Origin of the sequence: Shewanella sairae (assembly GCF_023283535.1) — a bacterium.
In the GTDB taxonomy this organism is placed as follows: Bacteria; Pseudomonadota; Gammaproteobacteria; order Enterobacterales; family Shewanellaceae; genus Shewanella; species Shewanella sairae.
In genome coordinates, this window is sequence record NZ_JAKILT010000161.1 from 1 (window position 1) to 1,723 (window position 1,723).

Sequence of the window (1,723 nt, forward strand, 5' to 3'; positions counted from 1 at the left end):
GTAGTCATAGGATGTTCTCAGAATGGGATTTGTTCTGAGATTATCTAAACGTTGCCCCTCAAGGAATCCGTCTTATATTGATCGCTTACATCGTTTTTGTCATACGTCATGTTGGCCATGAGTGAATGTATGTGCAGTTGCGGTTCTTCTTCGCGGCTGGTTTTATGCTGCACCATGCCAAACAGTAAATTACCACTATTTTCATAACTGGCTTGGTGAGTGGTTTTATCGGTAGTGCGATATTGGGCGGTATCCTTTTCTATCTCGGATAATGCGACTTTCACCGACTCCGTAAAGGCTTCGGTAATGCGGGTATCACCGTAGACGAGGGCTAGAATACTTGCGCCCTTGGGGGCTGAAAAGGTTAAGTCATACCCTTTGCGGCGTTGTTCACTATGAGCGCCTTGGGTTTTGATGTTATCGAGTTCACCATTAAGTACCGCTTGCAGTTTTTCTTCGGTAATGGCTTCGCCCAATATGCCCTCTTTCTCGGCAATCGCACCGAACCACTGCGTGTTACCGTCAGTCACTTGAGTTTCTGCAAGGTAATATTTGGCATGGGTATCTATGGCGTGTTCAGACGTTAATAGTCCTTGCTCAGACGTTGATAACTCTTGCTCTATTGGGCGGATTTCAGCATCAGGTAGGTGTAAGTGTTTTTCTTCGGCCAAGTAATATTGGCTCGCGTCAGATGCACTGGCGCGAATAGGTGACAGTGATAGCATGATAGCGACTCTGTATAGATTTAGTATTGAAAATATGAGGGTGTTGAACAATCCGTAGGGGGGATTGTTCAACTAGAAAAGCGTTGGTGAAGCCGTGGGTGACACGTTAAATCATGGGGTAGGAATGGATTAACGCAACTCACTCATTTGGTTAATTTCAGCTTGGGAAAAGCCTAATGCCTTGAGGTCATTAATGTATTCAATCTCACGCATTCGTAATCGAATGAGCTTGCCGTCCTTAGTCCCTTTACGGGGTGACGTGTGTGGGTAAAAACGCAAAATTTCGTTAAATTCAACCATGATGTACTCCGATATCAATTAACTTAACACTGTCTTTTTACTCGGCGTAACCTTTACCGTTGCGCCTTGATTGCTTTTGTTTTACTAACTCTTTCACATGCTTGTTATGCGATAGATTTGTTTTCCAACCTGGCTTTAGTCTTTTGGTTTTAATTTCATTTACCAACTCGTGTAATAGAGTTCGTTCTATGACAACTTCATTAAAGGACTTTATGTGTTTTAGGAGTGACGATTTAGAATCAACAACATGACTAGGATGTTTCGTCATAAGTCGACTATCACCAACAAAAATAACGACGGATTTAAGTTGGTTACTGGTTAAATTCAGTACGTTCTCTAATGTCTTTGTGTGTTTATAGTTTTGGTGGAGTGGGTTTTGGAACATATAATTATTTCTGAATATTTTCTGTTTCCAATGATGTTGGTACTCAGTGCCATAGATCCAACCTTTCATATTTTTGGTTTCAATTACGAACAAGCCATATTTAGACGCAACGATATGATCGATTTGGGTAGTACCATTTTCAGTTTGAATCGTGATGTTGTTAATGACGGTATATTCATTTTTTGGTAAATCACGAAGCATTAACCTGACTAGAAATTCACCGTATTCTGGTCAAGCACAACAGGACACCTCACTTTGTAATTTCTCATAGTTGACTGGTGTTAAGTCTTTGAGCGATGTATGCAACCGTTCA

The 1,723-nt window shown here is 41.2% G+C and carries 2 protein-coding genes and 1 pseudogene; all 3 read right to left on the reverse strand.

All coding sequences use genetic code 11. From position 1 onward, the window contains the following. Positions 1 to 44 precede the first annotated feature (44 nt). Positions 45 to 725, reverse strand: a complete 681-nt coding sequence (gene mobF, locus L2748_RS23780; RefSeq protein ID WP_220783551.1) for a MobF family relaxase — start codon at positions 723 to 725, stop codon at positions 45 to 47. A 129-nt stretch (positions 726 to 854) separates the two neighbouring features. Beyond that, positions 855 to 1,025, reverse strand: coding sequence for a hypothetical protein (locus L2748_RS23785; RefSeq protein WP_220783552.1), 171 nt, complete (start codon positions 1,023 to 1,025; stop codon positions 855 to 857). Between the two features lie 37 nt (positions 1,026 to 1,062). Continuing rightward, positions 1,063 to 1,623 (reverse strand): annotated as a pseudogene (locus L2748_RS23790) (nuclease-related domain-containing protein); the annotation flags it as partial. Positions 1,624 to 1,723: the final 100 nt, after the last annotated feature.